This is a genomic window from Nocardia cyriacigeorgica (assembly GCF_005863245.1).
In the GTDB taxonomy this organism is placed as follows: Bacteria; Actinomycetota; Actinomycetes; order Mycobacteriales; family Mycobacteriaceae; genus Nocardia; species Nocardia cyriacigeorgica_C.
In genome coordinates, this window is record NZ_VBUT01000011.1 from 254,730 (window position 1) to 267,844 (window position 13,115).

A 13,115-nucleotide genomic window follows, 5' to 3' on the forward strand; every position below is an offset into this window, starting at 1 on the left:
CGCCCAGGAGCATGCCCAGCAGCTCCCTTTTGGAATAGCTCACCGGCCCGCCTCCTCGGTGGGGACGTGCACGACGGTGATCGGGCACCCGATGCCGGTGTAGTGGCTGATCAGCTGCGCGGAGGTCAATCCGTCCGGGAAGCTCTCGCCGGTCCACCTCAGCCCCTCCGGCAGTGTCTTGCGCTTGAACGGGTCGCAGTGCCGCGGCATCACCACTGAGCCGTATGGCAGCGCGTCCAGCTCCTCGGCCGTCTCGACGCGACGCGGCATGGTGATGGCGCGGGTGCCGGTGTCCCCGTCCGGGCCGATCGGGATCAGGGCGAATCCCTTGCGACGGAACCAATCCAGCTGCTCGCGATTCCACTCAGGGACCGAGTAGGCGGGGTACGCCCATTCCGGCCGGTCGGCGTTCGGCGAGAACGTGCGCTTGACGGCCACGTAGGCGTGCGGGGCGTCGTCGGCGGGGATCGGGTCGGCGGGTTCGGGTGTGGTCATGGTGATCTCCTCAGTGGTGTCGTCGCATCGCTCGGTGTGGGCGTAGCCGCATGCGGTGGTGGGATCGCGGCGCGGGTACAGGCACGAATTCACACGGTCACTCGCCATCGGTGGCCTCCTCGGTGATGAACTCCCAGGCCACGTACTCCTCCTGGAACCATGCTCTGACCGGCCCCGACATGCCCGGCACGTAGCCGCAGTCGTTCAGCGTCTCGCTGTTCGGGTCGGCGTTGTCGGCGTCGAACCAGGGCTGCATCCAGCACTCGTCGTGCGCGACATCCGGGTGCCCGTATTCCTCCTCGTGGTCGTGGTTCCAGAACTCGCAGTCGCAGGCCGGGTATTGGTGGCACGGAGCATCCCGGTCGCCGTGGCAGGTGAACTTGATCTGCGGGGCTTCCGTGGTGCCGGTGATCTCGACGGTGTGCAGGTGCCCGGCGAGCTGGTCGCGGATCGTGGTGTCGCCAAATTTTGGTTGAGTTTGGTTGATGTTTGGCTCAGCCACGGTCGCTCACCTCCCGCAGCTCCACCACGCTGTACGCTGCGCCGTCGTCAGCCGCGCGCTGATCAGCACGCGCGCGGTCGAGGTAGTACCGATTCGTGAATGCCACTTCACCATCGGGTAGGCGATGGATGACGCTGTAAGCGACCGGCGCCGGTTGCTCCGCCTCCAGCTCGGCGATACGGTCGCGGGCGGTGGCTATCTCGGCGGCCATCTCACGAATGACCTCGCGGATGACCTCGCGCCGGTGATCGACCGCCTGGTGCAGGCCATCCCGCTCGGCCTCCAGCCCGGCAACGCGGTCCTGCCAGTGCCGTCGCGACTCCCACAAGGTCCTGATGGCGCGGCGGGCGTTACGGGCGTAGAGCGACAGGCGTGCACGCTCCACCTCGGAGTCGGCCAGGATGGCGGCCTGGGCCTCCAGCTCGGTGATGCGATTGCGGGCGGCGTCGCGTTCGCTACCCAGCCGCCGCACCAGCTCGCCGCTGTTGGCCTCCGCGATATACCGCTGGTCCTCGGTGAGAGTGGTTTCCGCGTTTGCCTTCCACATCTCCAGCTGGGTGATGCGGGCGCGCTGCTTCGCGCCGCGCTCCTCCAGGTCGGTGATGCGGGTGCGTGTCCCAACCAACTCAGCCCGCAGCTCGGCGACGCGGGCGCGCTTTTCGATCAGCTCGGCGCCCAGCACGTACGCCGGATCGCTGGTGCCGTCGAGTGCCCACACCAGCGCGGCGAGGTCGGTGTCGGTGGGGCGGTCGTGGATCTCGGGCGGACGGCACGCAGCGGCGAGCGCGGCGTGCTGCTCCAACTCGGCGATACGGGCGCGGGCCTCGTCGCGTTCGCGGGTCACCTGCGCAAGGTGCCGCTGCGAGAACCGCGGTCCCCCAGGGCCGAGGTTCAGGAAAGCGGCGAGCCGTTCGGCTACCTGCTCAGGTGTGTGCCCGTCCCACTCGGCGGCGCGCTCGCGCTCGGGGACTCGGAAGCGGTCCCAGTCGGTCATCTCGTAGTGGTTGCTGATCTGCCCGGTCGGCAGCTGCGCGTAGACGACGAACCAGCCGCCGCCAAAGCACAGTTCGCCGTCCGCGTGGCGGATGCTCTTGTGCACGCCGTACCGGTTCGCCGCTGCCCATTCGTTGAACAGGGCGGCGTTGTAGAGCATCCGGTAGTGGTACAACTCAGCGAAGGTGTGGTAACCGTCGCTGGTCTCGGAGGTGATGGTGCAGGCGGCCTCCAGCTCGGCGATGCGGGCGCGGTCGGCCTCCCGTTGGGATTCGTCGGCGTCCTGGCAGCGCGGGCAGTGGTAGCACTCACCGGGGGACTCGTCGTGGATACGCCGGGCCTCAGCCCGCTCGGCCTCCAGCTCGGTGACGCGGGCGCGGAGGGCGTCGAGTGTGGGCATCTCGACACCGACCACGCGCCCGTGCTCGGTGGTGAAGGCTGCCCCGTGCTCGGCGAGGGCGTCGTATAGCAGGCCGAACTGTGCGCGGGCGGCGTTCAGATCTGCGACCACCTCGCGGATCACCTCGAGGCGATGCTCGGCGACCTCGCGCGCACCGTCGCGCTCACGCACCACCTCGTCTACGTAGGCGCGGGCGCCCAGCAGCTCGGCCGCCATCGCCTGCACGGTCTCGTCGGGCAGCATCTCGGCGTCGGCGGTGTCGGCGATCTCCCGCAGCTCGTCGTCGGTCAGCGTGGCGGGGGTCCGGTCAGGCATTGGCGGATTCTTTCGTGATCAGTTCGATTGCGGCGGTGTACAGCTCGCGCATGGCGTCGGCGTGGTGGGATTCGTTGCCGTCGTATCGGGCGCGGCGCTGCTCGAGCTGCTCGCGGGTGTCGGCGGCGCCGGCGATGTACAGGTCGTCGCGGCGCCGGCGGATATCGCCACGGTCATCCCGATACGCGACGCGAGGGTCGTCGCCGGGCAGGTACACGGTCCGCGTCGGTGGCAGCGAGGCCTCGCCACAGGTGTCGCAGTTGTCGTCGCTGGGGTCGTGGTCTGGGTCGGGGAAGTGGATCCATTCGAGTGCGGCGAGCCCGATCGTTGTGCGGCCGTGGCGGTCGACGAGGACGGTGATCGCGAAGTCGGCGTCGACGAATGTGGCGTTGGTGATTCCCGCGTCGCTGCGTTGTATGCCGAAGTCGTCGGGTGTAATTCGATGTTCGAGGCCGTGGATTTCGGCGAGGGCGATCGCGTCGACGAGGGCTTGACGCAGGGGTGTGTGTTCGATGGTGTGGTCAGGCACCGCGGACCGTCCGGACGTAGAACTGGACGGTGACAAGCGCTGAGCCGTCGGCGGGGCCTTGGGCGATTCGGGGTCCGCTGCTGCCGACGTGGTACAGGTGCTCGGTCCCGTCGATGATGATGGCCTGGCGGTTGCGGTCGATCACGACCTCGTTGATGTCTGGTCCGGTGGGTGTGGGCGCGGCGTCGACGAGTGGGATCTTGGCGAATCGTTCGGCGGTCATGGATGACTTGGTGCCGGGCGTGGTGATGCGTCCACCGACTTCGCGGGCCACGACGGTGACGTAGACCTGGGCGCCGTACTCGCCGTGCTCGATGGTGTCGGCTTGGATGTACCGGCCGCGGTCGTCGCGGCGGACCTGGCCGACAGCAATATCGTTGGTGGTGGTCATGATTTGTTCTCCTGGTCGCGTGGGGTGGGTGTGAAGTGCGGGAAGTCGGGCACGATGGCCAGGCGATCCTGGTGCTCGGGCGCGGGTTCGGGGACGGTCCAGCCGAGGGACTGTGCGAGGGCGAGCACGGCGCCGATGTGGCCGTCCATGTACGCGGCTGGGCCCTTGGCGGTGACGACCTCCCGTGCTCGGTACCACTGCGGGAGGGCGTCGATCCACGCGGCGACGGCCGCGAGTTCCCTGCGGGCCTTGTCGAGTTCGTCGAGCAGCTCGCCGGCGTGGTTGAGGAGCCACACGATCAGCGCCGCGTTCTCGGCGCCGGCGGCGCTCTCGAGCTGGTAGCGGACAACGATGCTGAGGTCGCGGCTCAGCAGCGGGATGAGTTGCGCGGCGGCGAGTTTCTCGCGGCCGTCGGTGATCAGATCTTCCACAGCAGAGCCTCGCTGTTGATGGCGTCGGCGAGCTGCTGGACGTGCCCATGCCGGATGTAGTCGTGGGTATGCCGTCCGTCCCACAAGTAGCCGCGGGCGTAGGCCATGGCGCCCGACCAGCTGCGCCAGTTCTCGATCGACCACCAGCGTTGCAGCGCGCCGGTCCGGCACTTCTCGATCAGATCCTCACCCCAGCGGGCGACAGCGACCGGGTCGGAGATCGACCACCACTCGGTCAGGTCCGCGACACTGCGCAGCGGATTCCCAGCGGGCAGCGCGGTGATCGGGTCTCCCTCAGCGGCAGCCCACAGTGTCGGGATCCGCGACACCTGCATCTTGTTGCCGAGGCTGGGGTGCAGCGCGTCGATGCCGTAGCCGCTGGCCACCGAGTATCCCGGGATCCCTGCTCCGGCCGGCCGGAACGGGTCCGCGATCAATGCGGATGCGATGACGCGCGGCCCATCGACGAGGCCTTCGCTGGCGAGAATTGTCACCTCGTGCGCGATGCCGGCACCCTGCGAATAGCCGCCGATGACGACGTCGTTGTGGCTATTGCCGATGGCGGTGATGAGGGCCTGCCGGCCGATGGCGACCGACTGCCCGTACGGCATGTCGAGGCCTCCGTAAGTGGCCGGATACGGGACGATGCGGGGCCGGAACCGGGCAGGGTCGAGGGCGTTCATGAACGCTTCGGTGACGCCGTCGCCGCCTTTCGGGTGGCCGGTGCCGGGGAGCATGAGCACGTCGATCATTTGTTGTCACCGCCGGCGTTGGCGAGCATGACGCCGATGATGTGCAGCACCTGCGGCTCGGTGAAACCTTCCTGGGTGAGCGCGTTGTACATATCACGGACTCCACGCGCGAACTGGCGTGCGGTGGCGGACGGTTCTTGCTGAATCATTTGGGGTCGGGTGTCATCGTTCATTTCGTTCTGCTTTCTCAATTGCGGCTTGTGCTCGCGCGGATGGATATCCGGTGGAGCAATCGTTTGTGCGGACCGTTCCGGCGCGGAGGTGGTCTCGGCAGTAGAGGCAGGGAATTGGCCGGAGTTCGTCGTCGTATCCGAGCCAGCCGTTGCGGCACCGAGGGTCGTGCCACCGATCGGGAACGTCGTTGTCGCGCGGTTCGCCGGTGCGGTCGAGGGTCATCCGGTCATCACCGCCCGGTAAGCGGCGTACAGCTGTCCGGCGAGCTCTGCGCCTAAGTCCTCGGCGTTCGCGGTGAGGTATCCGGTAATCCAGTCGAAGATCTCGACCAGCGTCGCGCCTTCGCCGAGCGTCGCGACCTCGACGCCATCGCGGTCGACGATGGCGAATCCGTAGCGGTCTTTGCGGCGGACGACGACGAGGTGGAGGTCAACGCGGACGCTGCTCACGAGGTGCTCCTGCTGTGGGTGGTGGCCGGTTTGGCCTGTGGATAACTCAATTTCGGGGCGGATATCGGCGCGAAATCGGCGCGTTTCCCGCCGCGCAGCGCCCACCCCCGCCGCGCATCGCCCGCCCGCGACGCCCGCGACGACTAACGCAAGATCCGCTCCCAAGGTGAGTACATCTGCGTTAGTCCGTAACGTCCGTACGTGCTTCATGCCGGATTCCCGTTTCCGCATATGCCCGGCGTACATGCCAACGGCATATGCCAGTCGCATGTACGCGGGGCATTCAGGTACTCGATTGCGGCGGCGAGTATCTCGGGCCGATCGAACGCGTTGCCCAGCATGGCGTTGCAGTAGAAGCACAGGACGCCGCGCCGACACATCGGGCACGATCGGTCCGGCCCACAACAGCTGTGGTCGTGGTCGATGACCCATCCCTTGTGGCCCGGGTCGGAGTGGCCGCAGATCCGGCATCCGCCCTGATGGTTCGCGACGATCTCTCGGTCGTCCGCAGTGATCCCGTGCCGTCTGAGCTGCGATCGCGTGCGCTCGCACGACTTGCAACGGCGCGGACGCTCCGGCCACAACGCGGCCGAGGGTGCGTACTCGCTGGCAGATTTGTCGGCACCGCAGGCGTGGCAGATCATTGCTTGTCCCACCGCTTCCGTGCCGCGTCCTGCGCACGCTTCCGACGCGCCGCCGCTTCTTCCGACGACGCCTGAAACTCCATCCAGCCGTTGATCTCCCACCCGCCAGGCACCTCGCCCCACAGCCCCACCCGGACCAGATCGGCGGCGTCGCCCTTGGTCGCGTGCAGGAACGGCAGGCACGTCACGGGCAGAAACCCGTCCGTTCCGTGCGCCCCGGCGTAGCCGAGGGCGCACACCCACGCGAATGCGGCGCGGAACTTCTTGTCGGCCACCAGCTCCAAAACCTTCGGATTGCTGGCGAACTGGGTGTCGAGTCGGACCCACGGTAGGCCCATGATCACCTCAACCTTCTGCGAATGCCCGCCCCCTTCGGGGTGCGGACCGGTCATCGTGTTTCCAGGTCGAACAAAGGGATCTCGTCTGCGCGGCTGACGGCTTCAGCGCGATCGCTGCGCGCGCAGGCAGGCCCCATACGTCGGGCCACCGAGGCCGCGGACACCAGCCAGCCGCCGCACCGCTTGCACTGCACGGCAAGCCGTGTCGGCGTCCCGTCCGGCAGCCGCTCCCCCGCATCAATCTCGGCCATCGCTACGCACCCCCAGGACCGAGATCGGGCGCGGCGAAGAGGCCGGGCGCGGCGTCCTCCCGATCGGCGCGGCAGGACGCACACAGCCGGTCGCGCGGGATCGTCACGTCCGGCGCCCAAGGCCTGCGGCATTCACGGCAATCCATCAGCACCTTGCCGCCCCACCGGTCGACCGGCACCCGCCGCGGGATCTCACCCCCGCGGCGGCGCGACCACCAGCGCGGCGGTGGGGGCGTGCTGCTGCTGCCGGGCCACGGCCCGACAACAACCTCGCCCTCACCGGCCGCGCCGGTCCTGTTGTTCTCGGCCACGAGGCAGCTCACTGCCCGTCGACCGGCCGCTGCGGCTCGACGTCGGTGGCCTCGGCCACGCTGTCGGGCGCCGGCGGTTTGGTCAGTTCCGCGATGACCTCGTTCGCTTCGGCGGCAGTGAGCTGCTTGGCATGGCTGATGTCCCGTTCGAAGAACCGCGACAGGTAGATGCCACGGTCGTTGTCGTCCTGTGCGCCGAGCTGCCCGAGCAGCTTCGATATCCGGCGCTGCTGCGCCGCAGACGACATCGGTTCTGCTGGCTCCGGTTTCGGGTCGACCGCTTCGTCTGCCTGCGCTGTGTCCGGTTCTGCGCCCTCATTTGAGGGCGCCGTTTGTACATCGTCGGGTTCGGACGGTGCGCTGGCTTCCGGTTCGACGAAGTGCACGTGGTCGTGATGTTGGCTATCGGGTTCCGCCGCCGCCTCCGCTGGTGGTTGCCAGTCCTGTACTGGTACGCCGCCGGCGGCGGGGGCGGACTGCTGTTCGCCGATGACGTCGGCGACGGAGACGCGCTCAGACTTGACGTGCACAGGATCCGGAGCGGGCTCCGATTCGAGATCCTCGCGGCTGTAGGCGATGCCGAGTAGCACGTCGGGCGCGAGGTGGCGGCACAGCTCGGCAGCAGCCTTCGCCCACAGCATTTGACGCGGCTGCGTCAGGTACTTCATGTTTCCGGCGAGCTTGCCGTTGCTGTTGGTCTTCCAGGCGCCGGTCTTCTCGTCGCGGACCGGAACGAACTCGGCGCGATATGCGTCGTCAATCGTCCAGGTAACGGTCTCCGGGTTCTCCTCGGCGGGCGCGCCTGGCTCCCACCCGTGCAGCGTCGCCCGGGTGTCGGTGTTCTCGATGGTCTTGATTCGGTAGCCCTTGGCCTTCAACAGCGCGACCATCGTGCGCGCCTCAAGCGCGGGCTTCCCATGCACCGAGAAGACATGTTGGAGGCTCTGGATAGGGTTCAGGCCGAGCTCGGCGCCATACAGGATCGCCGCGGTAGCGTCCTCGGGCTTGAGGCGAAAGTGCGAAGGCACCATCGAGGTCTTCACCATCTTCTCCGCCAGGCCGTACGCCATGTTCATCATCTGGGCATGTGCGCGGAGCATCTCGATAGCTGCGGCGGCCGATCCCGCCGGCGCGGCGGCAACGTGTGCGGCCCGCTCGGAGATGACATCGAGTTCTGTGCTCATGCTGCGTATTCCTCTCGTTTGTATGCCCGGGCGGGCAGGTCCTTCCTGAAGACACCGGCGTCATGCGTGGGCCAGGTGTCGGTGGCCAGGCACTTCGCGTAGATGGCGAGTGCGCGCTCGTTGTCGCGGTCGCCGAGCTCGACAGCGGTGGGGGGCAGTTCGACGACGTAGGTCTCATACGGCGGGTCGGTGCAGACGACGAGGAACAGAAACGCCGTCCGTACCCCGAGCAGCTCGAATACCTTCTGGTAGAACGCTTGCTGCCGGTGATATCCGAACTTGTCGACGCTCCACATGAATTCGTCCGGGCCGGGCTCGTGCGACGTTTTGCCGTCACCGATCACCGCGGTCGCATCGCCGACCCAGTGCACCCAGTCGGCGCGGGCCCGCAGCATGATCCCGGTGTCGGGGTCACGCGCCCACGCAGAGAGCTCGGGTTCGCCCGAGGCGAGTAGCTGAGCTGCTTCTGGATGCGATCGCAGGTTCTCGGCGGCGGTGTGCGCTGCCTCGAACTCGCGGGGCCGCATCGGGATCCCGCCGTCGGCGCGAATTTCCGCCAGTCGCTCCTTCGCGGCATTCGTGTTCCACAGCTGGTAGCCGCTGTCCACCGGCTTGGCGCCGGTGCCGAACAGGATGGTATGAACGGCCGTGCCGAAATCCATCTCCTCCGAGGACGGTTTCGGATGATCACGCTCGTACCGCCACCGGTGCGGGGTGACTTTCAGCAGTCGACGCGCTTGCGTCGAGGAGATCGAGTTCCGGTCACCGTGATAGATGTCCTCTGGCACGCCGCGGTACAAGCCTGGCTGGGTCGGTGCGCTCATGCCGGCGCCGCCGATCCGACCAGCTCGATCGACATGATCGCGTCGACCGTTGACTGCTTGACCGATTCCTGTCGGCCGTCGGCGATGCGGCCCAGCGTGTGCCGCTCGACCCCGGTCAGCTCCGCGACCTCGACAAGGGTCAGGTGTGCGAGGAGGGACGCCAGGTGGTCGCGGCATTGTTCCGGCGACACGTTGCCCAGCCAGCAGGCTTTGCATTTGCGGTGCCGCATCTTCCCGGTGTGGACGAACTTCGCGCCGCACTCGATACACGTTTGCGCTGGTGTGCCGGTCTGCTCGATCAGCCACATGCGCAGCGCCTGGCGCTCGTCGGCCTGGTCCAACCGGAAGCCCGCCCAGATGCCGTTGGTGTCGCGGGCAGCGACCGCAGACTGGGCGCAGGCCAGCCGCACCGGGCACGACCCACAGGTATCCCTGGCTGTCTCGGCGGTGTCGTTCTGCGAGATCGGGAACCACGCCTCGGGGTCGGGGTGACCGGCGCACGCACCGAGCTGCTGCCAGCCGACAGCGGAGTTGTATTCGCTCACTTGGCGGCCCGCTTCCGTCGCGGTGAGCAGCAGCGCGCCATGCCGCGATGCATCAGGACGTTCCCGGCGGTCGTGTCGAACGCTTTGCCGCAGTTGATGCAGATGGCGGTAACCTGCGCTGCGCGGGCGCGTTCGATGTTGTCGTCAGCGCGGTCAGCAGCGGTGCAGTTCGAGCACTCGCACGCTCCGATTTTCACCACACCCCCACCGCCATATCGATTGCGCGGTCGCGGGCCCGGTCCCACTCGTCGCCGGCGTCGTCGTTGTCGTCGTCGAATTCGGTGTCGGCTGTGAGTTCGGAGGGGTCGACCTCTCCGGATCCGCAGTGCTCACAGCCGACGCCCCCACAGATCGGGCACACATAGTCGGCGGGCTGGCGGGCTGCGTCATCGGAGAGGAACCCGCCGACGTGGAGGCCGCAGTCGTTACAGATCTGGTTGTAGCTGGTGGCGTCGCTGGAATGGGTGACGATCGTGGCGACGTCGTCGTGCAGGCAGTTGCCGTGCTCGTCGATGATCATGGTTTGGTCTCGTTCCCGGTGTTGGTGGGTGGCAGGCCCAGCCACTTGCGCAGCTGGCGCCGCTCTTTCGTCGAGTCGGTTCGAAACCCCGCCCATACGCCGACGCGTTCGTTGCTGAGCGCGGCGGTGAGCCCGCAGTCGACGCGCACCGCGCAGGTGCTGCACACCGTCTTGGCGTCGATGGCTGGGTCGCCCGGTCGTTCCGGGTGCCACCACTCAGGCGAGCGATGTCCCCGGCACGCGGCGTCTTCTCTCCAGCCCGGCCGTGGGCGGGGTACCGAACCCGTGGTCACGCGGTCGCCCCAGCTCCCGGCATCAGCGACGCGATGTGCAGCTCGTGGGGGTCCGGGTAGCCGTTGCCCGCCGCGCGGGCATGGCGGCCGGACGGGGTCGGGTCGTCGCCGAGGTCGACGCTCCACCGGTCCCGCAACGCGGCGAGCCGCTCGTGCAGGAACTGCAGTGCCTCAACCGATTCGACGACGATCCGCGTGTGCTCCCCCACCGCGATCTCGACCGATCCGCCGTACCCGCTGGGATGTGGCCGGTGGTACTGCACGGTGACATGCCCGGCCACTTCTTCGCGGAGAACCACGACGTCGGAGGCGGCGGGCAGGACGAGGGTGTCTTCGGGGTCGTGCATGTCGTACTCCCTGGTGGATCGGTGATCGAGGTAGTCGCGGACTTTGTTGGCGATCAGGCCCGCGACGACGGCGAGCAGGAAGCCCCCGGCGATGAGCTGCCAGAGGAGGCTGAGAATGCCGAGCATCAGATGGTCACCTCCACGTAGCCGCGGGCGTACCGGCCGTCGAGGGTGTCGATGCTGTAGCGGACTGCGCTGTTCGCGGGCACGACCGCCCGAGCGTGGGCCTGGACGCGGATGAATTCGCAGTCCTCACCGACCGGGCGGAACCGGCATCCGTCGGGCACCTCCACCGCGGAGCCGAAGTGCCGCGGCGTCCACCTCGGCAGCGTGGGCCGCTCGAGCTGCTGGCGCAGCAGCTCGGCGGTGGATTCGTAGCGGGCCCGGACCTCGGCAGGCAGCTGCGGCCACACCGTGTCCGCGGCCGGGTCGTCGGGGTCGCAGCACAGGCAGGCCCAGATCGTGCGGGCGAGGGTGTCGCTCATGCCGGCAACACCTCCCGGTATGTGCAGACCTCGAAAGTGTTTGCCCGGTAGGTGTGCCCGTGCTCGCCGGATGCGTCGACGACGTCGTCGCCGATTCGCCGCCATGTGCCGCCGCAGCTCGCGTCGTAGAACACCACGCCCTCCGGCACCTCGGTGGGGTGCTGCCATGTGCGGCCGGGAATGTCCGGGCGTTTCCACCCGAGTTCTTCGAGCCGCTGACGGACGCCAGCGGCGGCGATCGTGATGCGGTCGCGCAGGTCCTGCGGCAGCTGCTCCCAGGCCCGGCCGTCGGGCAGGTCGGGGTGGATGGCGTGCAGCAGCGGCGCGAGCACCAACTCGTCGAACGCGCGCTCCCGGCGATCCGCCAGCACGGTCAGGAGGTCAGCGAACTCTGGGTCGCTGTTCTCGTAGTTGCTGGCCATCGCCCGCAACTCGTTCAGTCCGATCACGTAAGATCTCCTCTTGTCTCGTTCTGTTCGGCCGCCGTTCGCACCGGCGGCCGGATTTATGTGCGGGGTGGTTTGGAAGACGCGGTCCCAGAGCCCGGTCCATCTGCAGTGGGCTGGTATTGATCTCCGGGACCGCGTCGCACCTCGACGCAGGGACAACCCCGTTCACCTGCGACGAGGGGGTCTAGAACGCCCAGGTCATGACCGGCGTCTCGAAAGTCGTTGCGGGAGCAGGCGCAGTCCGCAGCAGCGAACGCAGCCAGGCCTCGATCAGGTACACGTGATTCACCCCCAATCCCTGAAAGCGGGGATCGCGTATACCGCGAGCACGGCGAGCGCGATGATGAGCACGGCGAGGAAGAAGTTGACGTCGATGACGCCGTCGGCGTACAGCGACCAGTCAGCGACGATGACGACCAGCGCTCCCGCGCAAGCCGAGCCCGCGCTCATGCGTGGTCCCGTACCTGAGTGATGCGGCCACCGCGATTCGCCGCGACCTCGCGCTCGACCTGTCGCTCGCTCGGCAGCGAGCGGTAGTAGCGATCCAGATCGACGGCGTCGACGAGGATCTTGCTGCCCAGGTACCTGGCGGCGAGGTGCCCTTCGCGCACGAGCTGGCGGATAGTCGACTCGGCGATGCCGGTCGCCTCGGAGGCCTGCCGGACGCTGTAGCTGATCTGGCGCAGGAAATCGGCGCCTGCTGTCGGGGTCTTCCCACTCTTGGGATGAGCAGTCATGACTGCCCCGCAGATTCGGGATCCTTCTTGAGCCCGGCGAGAAAGACGCTCGGGTCGGTGTCGACGCACTCGCTGAGCGACACAAGCTCTTCAACCGTGAACGGTGCGCGACCCCCGAGTTTCCGGGTGAGCGTCACCTGGGCTATGCCGGTCTGCTCGCAGGCAGTTCGTTGAGGAATTCCAGCTTCCTTGAGCGCATCGCGAATGCGCCCCCCGACGAGCTTGTTGACGGGATTCGCTGTAACCATACGGCTAACGGTAGTAGCCGATTGGTTACAACGCAAGCATGGCGAACGCCCGATTGGCGTCTACATGTAACCAATCAGCTTGATACGATGCCGGTATGTCTACCGACGAGAACCCCGAACTCGCGGACCGCCGGCGCGCCCTATTACGGGCCACGGTAGCCGCGGAGCTCCGGGCAGAAGTTGCACGCGCCGACCTAACGCAGGACGAGGTCGCGGCGCGCGTTGGAATGCATCGGGCGACCGTAAATCGCCTACTGAATGGGTCGCGTTCGATTGACGCGGAGCAGCTGATCGCGTTCGCATTGGGGCTCGGGTTCGACGCGGGAGAGATGGTCGACACCGCGAAGCGGAAGTATCTTGAGCAGCTCGCTCGGCTCGACGTCGAGACATAGAGCAGCTTCGATCAACGACGCGATCGAAACTCTTCTCCATGCAGCACCATCGTCTGCACTGGAATCTTCACCGAACATTGCCGCCACCCCTCCACTCTCACGCAACCGACCCGCTA

General features: G+C 67.4%; 25 protein-coding genes. 1 reads left to right on the forward strand and 24 read right to left on the reverse strand.

Going from position 1 to position 13,115, the window contains the following annotated elements; translation table 11 throughout:
* Window positions 1–39: 39 nt before the first annotated feature.
* The 24 genes from FEK34_RS25500 to FEK34_RS25600 all read right to left on the reverse strand — a co-directional run bounded on the left by FEK34_RS25500 (window position 40) and on the right by FEK34_RS25600 (window position 12,607).
* A complete protein-coding gene (locus tag FEK34_RS25500; protein ID WP_138451778.1) occupies window positions 40–603 on the reverse strand; it encodes a hypothetical protein in 564 nt (187 codons plus the stop codon).
* Complete coding sequence (locus tag FEK34_RS25505; protein ID WP_249359600.1) at window positions 593–997, reverse strand: hypothetical protein; 405 nt, start codon at window positions 995–997, stop codon at window positions 593–595. Before FEK34_RS25505 ends, FEK34_RS25500 begins: the two co-directional genes overlap by 11 nt.
* Window positions 990–2,705 carry a hypothetical protein gene (locus FEK34_RS25510; protein WP_138451780.1) on the reverse strand — a complete coding sequence of 572 codons (1,716 nt, stop codon included), beginning with the start codon at window positions 2,703–2,705 and terminating at the stop codon, window positions 990–992. Before FEK34_RS25510 ends, FEK34_RS25505 begins: the two co-directional genes overlap by 8 nt.
* Window positions 2,698–3,234: a hypothetical protein gene (locus FEK34_RS25515; RefSeq protein WP_138451782.1), complete on the reverse strand. Its 537-nt coding sequence runs from the start codon at window positions 3,232–3,234 to the stop codon at window positions 2,698–2,700. The genes FEK34_RS25510 and FEK34_RS25515 overlap by 8 nt, the downstream gene beginning before the upstream one ends.
* Window positions 3,227–3,625, reverse strand: coding sequence for a hypothetical protein (locus tag FEK34_RS25520; protein ID WP_138451784.1), 399 nt, complete (start codon window positions 3,623–3,625; stop codon window positions 3,227–3,229). Before FEK34_RS25520 ends, FEK34_RS25515 begins: the two co-directional genes overlap by 8 nt.
* Entirely contained in the window at window positions 3,622–4,056 is a 435-nt protein-coding gene (locus tag FEK34_RS25525) for a hypothetical protein (RefSeq protein WP_138451786.1), read from the reverse strand. The genes FEK34_RS25520 and FEK34_RS25525 overlap by 4 nt, the downstream gene beginning before the upstream one ends.
* Entirely contained in the window at window positions 4,044–4,808 is a 765-nt protein-coding gene (locus FEK34_RS25530) for a PE-PPE domain-containing protein (RefSeq protein ID WP_138451788.1), read from the reverse strand. Before FEK34_RS25530 ends, FEK34_RS25525 begins: the two co-directional genes overlap by 13 nt.
* Entirely contained in the window at window positions 4,805–4,981 is a 177-nt protein-coding gene (locus tag FEK34_RS30210) for a hypothetical protein (protein WP_171048390.1), read from the reverse strand. The genes FEK34_RS25530 and FEK34_RS30210 overlap by 4 nt, the downstream gene beginning before the upstream one ends.
* A 219-nt stretch (window positions 4,982–5,200) precedes the next feature.
* Window positions 5,201–5,431: a hypothetical protein gene (locus FEK34_RS25535; protein ID WP_138451790.1), complete on the reverse strand. Its 231-nt coding sequence runs from the start codon at window positions 5,429–5,431 to the stop codon at window positions 5,201–5,203.
* Between the two features lie 206 nt (window positions 5,432–5,637).
* Entirely contained in the window at window positions 5,638–6,075 is a 438-nt protein-coding gene (locus tag FEK34_RS31425; RefSeq protein ID WP_138451792.1) for an endonuclease domain-containing protein, read from the reverse strand.
* The gene (locus tag FEK34_RS25545; protein ID WP_249359602.1) at window positions 6,072–6,467 is read right to left on the reverse strand and encodes a hypothetical protein; all 396 of its coding nucleotides are present in this window, start codon (window positions 6,465–6,467) and stop codon (window positions 6,072–6,074) included. Before FEK34_RS25545 ends, FEK34_RS31425 begins: the two co-directional genes overlap by 4 nt.
* Window positions 6,464–6,664 carry a DUF6011 domain-containing protein gene (locus tag FEK34_RS25550; RefSeq protein WP_138451794.1) on the reverse strand — a complete coding sequence of 67 codons (201 nt, stop codon included), beginning with the start codon at window positions 6,662–6,664 and terminating at the stop codon, window positions 6,464–6,466. The genes FEK34_RS25545 and FEK34_RS25550 overlap by 4 nt, the downstream gene beginning before the upstream one ends.
* 2 nt (window positions 6,665–6,666) lie before the next feature.
* Window positions 6,667–6,975 carry a hypothetical protein gene (locus tag FEK34_RS25555; RefSeq protein WP_138451796.1) on the reverse strand — a complete coding sequence of 103 codons (309 nt, stop codon included), beginning with the start codon at window positions 6,973–6,975 and terminating at the stop codon, window positions 6,667–6,669.
* Window positions 6,976–6,983: 8 nt separating this feature from the next.
* Window positions 6,984–8,159 (reverse strand): hypothetical protein, encoded by a 1,176-nt coding sequence (locus FEK34_RS25560; RefSeq protein ID WP_138451798.1) that lies wholly within the window; start codon window positions 8,157–8,159, stop codon window positions 6,984–6,986.
* Window positions 8,156–8,983, reverse strand: a complete 828-nt coding sequence (locus FEK34_RS30215) for a PD-(D/E)XK nuclease-like domain-containing protein (RefSeq protein WP_171048391.1) — start codon at window positions 8,981–8,983, stop codon at window positions 8,156–8,158. Before FEK34_RS30215 ends, FEK34_RS25560 begins: the two co-directional genes overlap by 4 nt.
* Entirely contained in the window at window positions 8,980–9,528 is a 549-nt protein-coding gene (locus tag FEK34_RS25570; protein ID WP_171048392.1) for a WhiB family transcriptional regulator, read from the reverse strand. Before FEK34_RS25570 ends, FEK34_RS30215 begins: the two co-directional genes overlap by 4 nt.
* Window positions 9,529–9,721: 193 nt before the next feature.
* On the reverse strand, window positions 9,722–10,048 hold the full coding sequence (locus FEK34_RS25575; RefSeq protein ID WP_138451802.1) for a hypothetical protein: 327 nt from the start codon (window positions 10,046–10,048) through the stop codon (window positions 9,722–9,724).
* Complete coding sequence (locus FEK34_RS25580; RefSeq protein ID WP_171048393.1) at window positions 10,045–10,341, reverse strand: WhiB family transcriptional regulator; 297 nt, start codon at window positions 10,339–10,341, stop codon at window positions 10,045–10,047. The genes FEK34_RS25575 and FEK34_RS25580 overlap by 4 nt, the downstream gene beginning before the upstream one ends.
* Window positions 10,338–10,814 (reverse strand): hypothetical protein, encoded by a 477-nt coding sequence (locus FEK34_RS30220; RefSeq protein WP_171048394.1) that lies wholly within the window; start codon window positions 10,812–10,814, stop codon window positions 10,338–10,340. The genes FEK34_RS25580 and FEK34_RS30220 overlap by 4 nt, the downstream gene beginning before the upstream one ends.
* Entirely contained in the window at window positions 10,814–11,173 is a 360-nt protein-coding gene (locus FEK34_RS25585; RefSeq protein WP_138451806.1) for a hypothetical protein, read from the reverse strand. The genes FEK34_RS30220 and FEK34_RS25585 overlap by 1 nt, the downstream gene beginning before the upstream one ends.
* Window positions 11,170–11,622, reverse strand: a complete 453-nt coding sequence (locus FEK34_RS25590; protein ID WP_138451808.1) for a hypothetical protein — start codon at window positions 11,620–11,622, stop codon at window positions 11,170–11,172. The genes FEK34_RS25585 and FEK34_RS25590 overlap by 4 nt, the downstream gene beginning before the upstream one ends.
* Window positions 11,623–11,907: 285 nt before the next feature.
* Window positions 11,908–12,072, reverse strand: coding sequence for a hypothetical protein (locus tag FEK34_RS30225; RefSeq protein WP_171048395.1), 165 nt, complete (start codon window positions 12,070–12,072; stop codon window positions 11,908–11,910).
* Window positions 12,069–12,359 carry a helix-turn-helix domain-containing protein gene (locus tag FEK34_RS25595; RefSeq protein WP_138451810.1) on the reverse strand — a complete coding sequence of 97 codons (291 nt, stop codon included), beginning with the start codon at window positions 12,357–12,359 and terminating at the stop codon, window positions 12,069–12,071. Before FEK34_RS25595 ends, FEK34_RS30225 begins: the two co-directional genes overlap by 4 nt.
* Window positions 12,356–12,607 (reverse strand): helix-turn-helix domain-containing protein, encoded by a 252-nt coding sequence (locus FEK34_RS25600; RefSeq protein ID WP_138451812.1) that lies wholly within the window; start codon window positions 12,605–12,607, stop codon window positions 12,356–12,358. The genes FEK34_RS25595 and FEK34_RS25600 overlap by 4 nt, the downstream gene beginning before the upstream one ends.
* A gap of 95 nt (window positions 12,608–12,702) precedes the next feature.
* Between FEK34_RS25600 and FEK34_RS25605 the strand changes: the two genes are divergently transcribed.
* Complete coding sequence (locus tag FEK34_RS25605) at window positions 12,703–12,999, forward strand: helix-turn-helix domain-containing protein (RefSeq protein ID WP_138451814.1); 297 nt, start codon at window positions 12,703–12,705, stop codon at window positions 12,997–12,999.
* Window positions 13,000–13,115: the final 116 nt, after the last annotated feature.

Bases quoted from the DNA above. Each gene is read 5' to 3' on its own strand.
- FEK34_RS30215 (WP_171048391.1), bottom strand. From the start codon at position 8,983: ATGAGCGCACCGACCCAGCCAGGCTTGTACCGCGGCGTGCCAGAGGAC.
- FEK34_RS31425 (WP_138451792.1), bottom strand. From the start codon at position 6,075: ATGATCTGCCACGCCTGCGGTGCCGACAAATCTGCCAGCGAGTACGCA.
- FEK34_RS25545 (WP_249359602.1), bottom strand. From the start codon at position 6,467: ATGACCGGTCCGCACCCCGAAGGGGGCGGGCATTCGCAGAAGGTTGAG.
- FEK34_RS25560 (WP_138451798.1), bottom strand. From the start codon at position 8,159: ATGAGCACAGAACTCGATGTCATCTCCGAGCGGGCCGCACACGTTGCC.
- FEK34_RS25595 (WP_138451810.1), bottom strand. From the start codon at position 12,359: ATGACTGCTCATCCCAAGAGTGGGAAGACCCCGACAGCAGGCGCCGAT.
- FEK34_RS30220 (WP_171048394.1), bottom strand. From the start codon at position 10,814: ATGCTCGGCATTCTCAGCCTCCTCTGGCAGCTCATCGCCGGGGGCTTC.
- FEK34_RS25510 (WP_138451780.1), bottom strand. From the start codon at position 2,705: ATGCCTGACCGGACCCCCGCCACGCTGACCGACGACGAGCTGCGGGAG.
- FEK34_RS25585 (WP_138451806.1), bottom strand. From the start codon at position 11,173: ATGAGCGACACCCTCGCCCGCACGATCTGGGCCTGCCTGTGCTGCGAC.
- FEK34_RS25575 (WP_138451802.1), bottom strand. From the start codon at position 10,048: ATGATCATCGACGAGCACGGCAACTGCCTGCACGACGACGTCGCCACG.
- FEK34_RS25600 (WP_138451812.1), bottom strand. From the start codon at position 12,607: ATGGTTACAGCGAATCCCGTCAACAAGCTCGTCGGGGGGCGCATTCGC.
- FEK34_RS25520 (WP_138451784.1), bottom strand. From the start codon at position 3,625: ATGACCACCACCAACGATATTGCTGTCGGCCAGGTCCGCCGCGACGAC.
- FEK34_RS25605 (WP_138451814.1), top strand. From the start codon at position 12,703: ATGTCTACCGACGAGAACCCCGAACTCGCGGACCGCCGGCGCGCCCTA.
- FEK34_RS25500 (WP_138451778.1), bottom strand. From the start codon at position 603: ATGGCGAGTGACCGTGTGAATTCGTGCCTGTACCCGCGCCGCGATCCC.
- FEK34_RS25530 (WP_138451788.1), bottom strand. From the start codon at position 4,808: ATGATCGACGTGCTCATGCTCCCCGGCACCGGCCACCCGAAAGGCGGC.
- FEK34_RS25550 (WP_138451794.1), bottom strand. From the start codon at position 6,664: ATGGCCGAGATTGATGCGGGGGAGCGGCTGCCGGACGGGACGCCGACA.
- FEK34_RS30225 (WP_171048395.1), bottom strand. From the start codon at position 12,072: ATGAGCGCGGGCTCGGCTTGCGCGGGAGCGCTGGTCGTCATCGTCGCT.
- FEK34_RS30210 (WP_171048390.1), bottom strand. From the start codon at position 4,981: ATGAACGATGACACCCGACCCCAAATGATTCAGCAAGAACCGTCCGCC.